At 43.4% G+C, this 6,461-nt stretch carries 9 protein-coding genes and 1 pseudogene; 5 read left to right on the top strand and 5 right to left on the bottom strand.

Features of this window, described 5'->3' with window-relative positions; genetic code table 11:
- Window positions 1–384 precede the first annotated feature (384 nt).
- From IQ224_RS20460 to cobT, 3 genes are read left to right on the top strand one after another with little or no spacing between them, the layout of a single operon-like run.
- The gene (locus IQ224_RS20460; protein WP_194033431.1) at window positions 385–618 is read left to right on the top strand and encodes a hypothetical protein; all 234 of its coding nucleotides are present in this window, start codon (window positions 385–387) and stop codon (window positions 616–618) included.
- Complete coding sequence (locus tag IQ224_RS20455) at window positions 606–1,016, top strand: type II toxin-antitoxin system VapC family toxin (RefSeq protein ID WP_194033430.1); 411 nt, start codon at window positions 606–608, stop codon at window positions 1,014–1,016. Before IQ224_RS20460 ends, IQ224_RS20455 begins: the two co-directional genes overlap by 13 nt.
- 27 nt (window positions 1,017–1,043) lie before the next feature.
- Entirely contained in the window at window positions 1,044–2,117 is a 1,074-nt protein-coding gene (gene cobT, locus IQ224_RS20450) for a nicotinate mononucleotide-dependent phosphoribosyltransferase CobT (RefSeq protein WP_194033429.1), read from the top strand.
- A gap of 188 nt (window positions 2,118–2,305) precedes the next feature.
- Here the strand turns inward: cobT and dps are convergent, their stop codons facing one another.
- From dps to IQ224_RS20425, 5 genes are all read right to left on the bottom strand, one after another.
- Complete coding sequence (dps, locus tag IQ224_RS20445) at window positions 2,306–2,839, bottom strand: DNA starvation/stationary phase protection protein Dps (protein ID WP_194033428.1); 534 nt, start codon at window positions 2,837–2,839, stop codon at window positions 2,306–2,308.
- Between the two features lie 257 nt (window positions 2,840–3,096).
- Window positions 3,097–3,324 (bottom strand): type II toxin-antitoxin system HicA family toxin, encoded by a 228-nt coding sequence (locus tag IQ224_RS20440; RefSeq protein WP_002739431.1) that lies wholly within the window; start codon window positions 3,322–3,324, stop codon window positions 3,097–3,099.
- Between the two features lie 2 nt (window positions 3,325–3,326).
- Window positions 3,327–3,533, bottom strand: coding sequence for a type II toxin-antitoxin system HicB family antitoxin (locus IQ224_RS20435; protein WP_002742563.1), 207 nt, complete (start codon window positions 3,531–3,533; stop codon window positions 3,327–3,329).
- Window positions 3,534–3,626: 93 nt separating this feature from the next.
- A complete protein-coding gene (locus tag IQ224_RS20430) occupies window positions 3,627–3,977 on the bottom strand; it encodes a hypothetical protein (protein ID WP_002739434.1) in 351 nt (116 codons plus the stop codon).
- Between the two features lie 208 nt (window positions 3,978–4,185).
- Window positions 4,186–4,917 (bottom strand): glutathione peroxidase, encoded by a 732-nt coding sequence (locus IQ224_RS20425; RefSeq protein ID WP_002742561.1) that lies wholly within the window; start codon window positions 4,915–4,917, stop codon window positions 4,186–4,188.
- Window positions 4,918–5,141: 224 nt separating this feature from the next.
- Between IQ224_RS20425 and IQ224_RS20420 the strand changes: the two genes are divergently transcribed.
- Together IQ224_RS20420 and IQ224_RS20415 are read left to right on the top strand one after the other, a co-directional pair.
- A complete protein-coding gene (locus IQ224_RS20420) occupies window positions 5,142–6,092 on the top strand; it encodes an undecaprenyl-diphosphate phosphatase (protein WP_036400155.1) in 951 nt (316 codons plus the stop codon).
- Between the two features lie 154 nt (window positions 6,093–6,246).
- A pseudogene (locus IQ224_RS20415) lies at window positions 6,247–6,461 on the top strand (IS5/IS1182 family transposase); the annotation flags it as partial.

Here is a 6,461-nt window from a genome sequence, read left to right as displayed (position 1 = left end):
TGATATCAGCCAGACTTGGAAACTATCTCATCAAATTAGTCCCCCCATAGAACCTCCTTGAGCCATCTTGCACACTTTTCTCTTTTTGTCAAATTTTATGTTAAGAAAGATGTGACTAATGGATAGCCTTATCAAGGGGGGCAGGGGGGATCAAACCTAAAATCCATTTTAAATTTAATTATAACCAGCTACTTAAGTGTTTAAATTACTTTTTGAGACGAGGCATTCTTGCATTGGGGGAGATTCCGCTAATCTAAGAATAAACGGTTTAAATGAGTCTTTTTAGTCTGCTGTATTTTAGTTAAAATATCAAGATGAGTCCCTTTATTGAAGGAACCGTTATGTTATAATATAACTCAAGTTCAGAAAATAGAGAGTAAAACTATGACTGTTAAAGAACTTATTCAAACAGCAATTGATAATCTACCAGAAGAACAACTAGATGAACTTTATCAATTAATTAAAAATTTCACCGCCAGCAAAAACAACTTATTAGAAGAAAAATCATCCTTATTTAAACGGCGTTTTCCAGTGGAGAATATGGTGGATAAAGCTAAAATACTAGGTGATATGGTCAGTCCTATTGTAGATGAAGAAGATTGGGAATGTCTGAAGTAATTGTGCTTGATACTCATATTTGGTTGTGGTTAGTAAATGGCAATTTTGACAGATTTACCGAGCATTGGCTAGAAAAATTTGAGTTAGCAGAATCTCTCGGAGTTTCCCCCATTTCTTGCTATGAAATAGCCCTTGCTAACCAACGGGGAAGATTAGAATTAAGTTATACCCTTCAAGAGTGGATTCAACAAGCTTTAACACCGGCTAAAATAGATATATTTTCAGTTACCTCCGAAATTGCCATTAGAGCCGTTAATTTATCTCCCATTCACAAAGATCCTTTTGACCGTATTATTATGGCTACAGCCTTAGCATACGGGGCAAAACTGGCTAGTATTGATAACTTATTTTCTAAATATGTTGAAATCAAAGATCATCTCATGGAGAGAGCGAAATAGTGATAAGTAAGAGGACAAAATCAACAGATGATTAAAATTTACACGGAAATCGAACAGGGGCAAAATTGGTTAGAGTGCCATCAAAAATCTTCTCCGATATTTGCCCTAGTTTTAGGTTTTACCGAGACGGGATTAATCCCCGGAATCTCCACCGCCGGTGCCACCCCGGAAGATAGAAAATACACCGCGATCGCCGATGCCGAATTTATCGTTAAAGGAGTTTCACCCCATCCCCGTTATCCCTTACCCCCCCTCACGGTGGGAGCCTCCCCTGCCTATATTACCCGCGCCGTAGTGGAAAAATTAGCCATTCCCGTCCTCGTTTTTAACGCCGGTTTACCCTTGCCCCCAGCCGTCGATTATATCGAACTAGGGGGACAACCGGCCCGTTGTCTCTCCACCGGCCGCGCCCTAGATCTCCCCATAGTAAAACACCTGTTCGCCCAAGGACTAACCTGGGGAAAAAAATTAGCCCGCGAGTCTAGTTATCTAATTATCGGCGAATGTGTGGTGGGTGGCACCACCACCGCCCTCGCCATCCTCACCGGATTGGGTTATCGAGCCAACGGCAAAGTTAACAGCAGCCATCCCCAGTGCAATCATGCTCAGAAACAGGCAATAGTTGAGCAGGGATTAGCCCGAAAAGAAATTTTTGATCCTTTTGAGGTAATCGCCGCCCTAGGTGATCCTCAGCAGATTTTCGTCGCTGGCATGGCGATCGCTGCTAGTGGGCAGGGTGGGGTACTCCTCGCCGGAGGAACCCAAATGTTAGCCGTTTCTGCCCTAATTCAAGCTCTAGTGGCTAAATATGCCTATCCCGTTAACTGGGAAAATATCATCGTCGGCACAACTCGCTGGGTAGCGGAAGATAAAACGGGGGATACGGTGGGATTAGCCAGCATGATCGGAAAAATACCCCTATTAGCCACACAATTAAACTTTTCCGCCTCTAAATACCCGGTTTTGCAAGCTTATGAACAGGGTTTCGTCAAGGAAGGAGTCGGTGCGGGGGGATGTGCGATCGCCGCTTATCTGTACCAGAATTGGACTAATCAAGATTTGGTCAAGGCGATCGAAAATTTAATCGGGTTTCAACTATAGTAGTTATAGTCATTTCAGATAAGTCTGATACAGTCTAGACCGACAAAATTCTTCAAAACCCTTATGAACTCTGGGATTGATATTCTCAATTTTAATTGAAATGACTATAAGTGATTGGCTACGTTTACCGATTACGAGAATTTAAGGTGTATTAAGCCACGTTAACACACCCCAAATTTATCTCTAAATTAACCGATAACATCTTCCGATTTAATCAGATGCGCTTCTAGGAACCAGAGACGTTTATCGATGTCTCGGGAGATTTCCGTATAGAGATCCGCTGTGTCGGCATCCCCTTGATTGCCAGTGCTATCAATAGCAGAACGAAGATGGGAAGCGTATAAGGCATAACGTTCGGCTAAAGCAACAAGATGTTCACTACCATCGACGATATCAGCCGGATATTCCGGCAGAATCGAGTTAGCGGCGGCGATGCGTGCTGTTCCCAAAGCGGTTCCACCTAAAGCGGTAATCCGTTCTGCTACCATGTCCCCATAGTCTTCTAATTCCGTGGCCATTTCGTCGAAGAGGCTGTGCAATTGGTAGAAATTTAAACCTTTGACATTCCAATGGGCTTGTTTAACCTGAGTTTTTAGGTCTAAACTAGCGGCAAGGGTTTGGCTTAGGATTTCAACCATAGCTTTGCGGATATCTAATGCTAAATCGATGCGGGTGGTGTAGTATTGTCCCGTGGTTTTGCTTTTGACTGGAGTGGCTACCATAATCTTTCTCCTTGATGAGTTAACAAATACTCGATAATTTTTGTGGGTGCATAAGGGACTGATTTTGATCCTATTGGACGTTGATAATAAACTGAAAAACGGCCAATTAATTCGGACAACAAGTAGCTGATAACTGATACTTCCAATGCGCTCAGTACAAGTAACGGCTCGAATCAGCGGCATCAGACAACCTTGAACTGAGCATCAGCAGCCTTCGTCCGTCCGCTGCACTCGAATTGTTAGACCTCTCTTATCGCTCATCTCATGCCAGAAACAAATTCTTGTACCGTAATTCCAGCAGTACGAATAAGACTACGAAGCGTACCCTTTGCCACTTCACGATGATCAGGAACAGAGAGTGTTACCTGTTCGCCCTCCTTAACCATGATAATATGGCTTGCACTTTGACGCGCAACTTGCCAGCCGAAGGTTTCAAATACTCGGACCACCTCACGTCCGCTGAGAACAGGAAGAGCAGAGGACATGATTATGCCATTACCTCTACTTGGTGAGTTTCAATCGTTAGGGGTAGCCCACGTTCTGTACGAACTTGAAGGCAGGCGATAATTGCATCTCTGATATTTTCAAGAGCTTCTGCTCTCGTTTTACCTTGGCTGACACAACCTGGAATGCTGGGGCATTCTACAACCCAAACTCCATCTTCGTCACGGTCAAGTGTTACAGTCAACTTCATAAGTTTTCACCACAACCTCCCAGCTTATAGTTTACCTCGTGTTCTCACCTACCTATTAGTGGATGACAAGAACCGTCAGTAATCAAAGCTACATCAAGGAAGATACCGAATTGGGTTTTGCCCACCTTCAGCAAACTCAACCCAATTTACGGATGTTGCCCCTATGTACTGAACATGAGTTAATCGAATGTCGTATCGACCTTCCCTGTCTGCTGGCTCTGCACCAGCATGGTTCGCTATGTACAAATTATTCGCATTATTCTCATCATCACGATGATAAAGAATAATACGGTCAACTTCACGATTGGGATCGATCTTCCACTGACCCGTTGAACCAGTGTTGTCATCGTGGAGAACAAAGTGTTTTCCCTCTGTAAAGATAACGACTACTTTTTCATTTGGCTTTATGAAGTCACGGGCTTTCACAAAATCAGCAATTCTCATACTTGTGAGGCACAAAGTTTCTGGTTTTAGTTAGGGAACAGGCAACAGATGGTGTACTTTATAAGACTGAGAAACGCTATAAATGATTAACGAAATACATCAGACTACAATCACACCCAACAAAAAAGCTCTAACTTGCCCGGGCAAAACCTCTCACAGATATCTCTCCAGTTGCAATGGAAAGATAACTTGAGGTCTAACTGATTAATTATGCTCCTAAATAAGCTGCTAACTCTTCCGAACCGCCAATTAATTGCCCGTTAATGAAGACTTGTGGGGTGGTGGTATTGCCACTCATGGCCCGCAGAGAACGACTGGTGGCATCCCGTCCGAGGATAATTTCTTCGTATTGTAGGCCTTTTTCTTCTAACGTTTTCTTAGCCCGGAGGCAGTAGGGACAGCCTACTTTCGAGAAAAGAGAGACTAAAGGCGGTTTTTTGGCTTCTGGGTTGATGTAGTGTAACATCGTTTCCGCATCGGAGACTTTGAAAGGATCTCCCGGTTCTTCTGGTTCGATGAACATTTTCTCGATAACACCATCTTTGACTAGCATCGAATAGCGCCAAGAACGTTTACCGAAACCTAAATCAGCTTTATCGACTAACATCCCCATTCCTGCGCTAAATTCGCCGTTACCGTCGGGAATTAAGACGACATTATCACATTCTTGGTCTTTTGCCCACTCGTTCATGACAAAGGTATCATTCACCGACAAGCAAACAATAGTATCTACGCCATTTTCCCGAAAAACTGGGGCCAATTCGTTATATCCGGGTAAATGGGAGGTGGAACAGGTGGGAGTGAATGCCCCTGGTAAGGCAAAAAGAACAACGGTTTTTCCTTTGAATAATTCCTCGCTGGTGATGTTCACCCATTGATTATTTTGACGCACGGGAAAGGTGACATCGGGAACTCTCTGTCCTTCTCGGTTTGGTAGCATAATCTTCAACTCCTAATTACTAAGTCGTACTCATTTCGAGTTTGTCTAAATTAAGTGTACTCATAACGACTATGGGTTGTCAACAAGTATTTATACTTAAATTAGGAGACAGGAGATAGGAGATAGGAGATAGGAGATAGGAGAATGGGAAATAGACAAAAGGCAGTAATATTGATTAGTTAATTTCCCCACACCCCACACCTATCCCCTTTTTTTACTCAAACATGATGTTTTCCTTACTGAAAAAAAGCTATAAATGGCTAGGACTAGCGATAATAACGGTGATTTTGGCGATTACACCCGCCGTCATTGCCCAATCAACCACTAGCACCATACCTCTGGCAAAAATTAACTGGTTACAGGCGATTTTTTTGGGATTTGTGCAGGGAGTGACGGAATTTTTGCCGATTAGCAGTACCGCTCATCTAAAAGCGATTCCCGTCTTTTTGGGTTGGGGAGATCCCGGTGTCACCTATACAGCAGTGATTCAATTGGGCAGTATTGCGGCGGTATTGTCCTATTTTTGGCAGGATTTAAGGCAAATATCCACGGGAATGGTGAAAGCGGTGGCTAGTTCCGATTATCGTTCCCCGGATTTTCGTTTAGCCGTGGGGATTATCCTAGGCACAATTCCGATCGTTTTCTTCGGTTTGTTAATGAAACTTTTCATTCCCGATTTAGATAACTCCCCCCTGAGAAGCATGACAGCGATCGCCTGTGCCTCTATAGTCATGGCTTTACTCTTAGGTACGGCCGAAAAAATCGGGAAACATAAACGCAGTTTCGAGACTTTGCGACAAAAAGACGGGGTTTTAATGGGATTAGCCCAAGCTTTAGCCCTAATACCGGGGGTATCTCGTTCTGGGTCCACCTTAACTGCCGGGTTATTCATGGGTTTAGAAAGGGCCGTAGCGGCGCGATTTTCCTTTCTGCTGGGGATTCCGGCGATAACTTTAGCCGGTTTAGTGGAATTTAAAGGCGTTCTCGACCAGATTAACACCAGTGAATTAATTCCCCTAGCTATTGGGGTAATTTCCTCGGCGATATTTTCCTATCTTTCGATCGCTTGGTTATTAGATTATCTCAAAAAACAGAGTACCTGGGTTTTTGTCTGGTATCGTCTCTTTTTTGGGGTTGCTATCCTGATTGGTGTGGCCTTGGGGCGTTTTTCCTGACCTTTTGGCATTCTAATTAGGGTTGGCTGAATAATGGTAAAAACCTTACAGGAAAGGGCTTTTAGCTTGATTGAGAGCTTCCCAAATGCACTTAAATCTGCTAGAATCTCTTAAAACCCTTGCATCACCCTTGCATCTTCTCTAATTAGTGCTAATGTACCGTAAAAGCGAGTTACCCTCAACCCCACCAGAAAACTTCGAGCTGCCCTTTGAGGGGAAATTATCCCAAGACAATCGTTGGGTAATTATGGCCAACCTCATTCCCTGGTCAGAATTTGAAGCGGAATACGCATCACTTTTTTCAGAAGAAATGGGTACACCCGCCAAAACATTCAGGACAGCACTCGGAGCATTAATTATTAAAGAAAA

The organism is Microcystis sp. LEGE 00066, assembly GCF_015207925.1.
GTDB classification, from domain to species: domain Bacteria; phylum Cyanobacteriota; class Cyanobacteriia; order Cyanobacteriales; family Microcystaceae; genus Microcystis; species Microcystis ichthyoblabe_A.
Note: the sequence above shows the minus strand (reverse complement) of the source record. Positions and strands in the feature narration are given on the sequence as shown.

What these genes read in the sequence shown, in the direction of transcription:
- IQ224_RS20460 (WP_194033431.1), top strand. Translation starts at nt 385, where the DNA reads ATGACTGTTAAAGAACTTATTCAAACAGCAATTGATAATCTACCAGAA.
- IQ224_RS20455 (WP_194033430.1), top strand. Translation starts at nt 606, where the DNA reads ATGTCTGAAGTAATTGTGCTTGATACTCATATTTGGTTGTGGTTAGTA.
- cobT (WP_194033429.1), top strand. Translation starts at nt 1,044, where the DNA reads ATGATTAAAATTTACACGGAAATCGAACAGGGGCAAAATTGGTTAGAG.
- dps (WP_194033428.1), bottom strand. Translation starts at nt 2,839, where the DNA reads ATGGTAGCCACTCCAGTCAAAAGCAAAACCACGGGACAATACTACACC.
- IQ224_RS20440 (WP_002739431.1), bottom strand. Translation starts at nt 3,324, where the DNA reads ATGTCCTCTGCTCTTCCTGTTCTCAGCGGACGTGAGGTGGTCCGAGTA.
- IQ224_RS20435 (WP_002742563.1), bottom strand. Translation starts at nt 3,533, where the DNA reads ATGAAGTTGACTGTAACACTTGACCGTGACGAAGATGGAGTTTGGGTT.
- IQ224_RS20430 (WP_002739434.1), bottom strand. Translation starts at nt 3,977, where the DNA reads ATGAGAATTGCTGATTTTGTGAAAGCCCGTGACTTCATAAAGCCAAAT.
- IQ224_RS20425 (WP_002742561.1), bottom strand. Translation starts at nt 4,917, where the DNA reads ATGCTACCAAACCGAGAAGGACAGAGAGTTCCCGATGTCACCTTTCCC.
- IQ224_RS20420 (WP_036400155.1), top strand. Translation starts at nt 5,142, where the DNA reads ATGATGTTTTCCTTACTGAAAAAAAGCTATAAATGGCTAGGACTAGCG.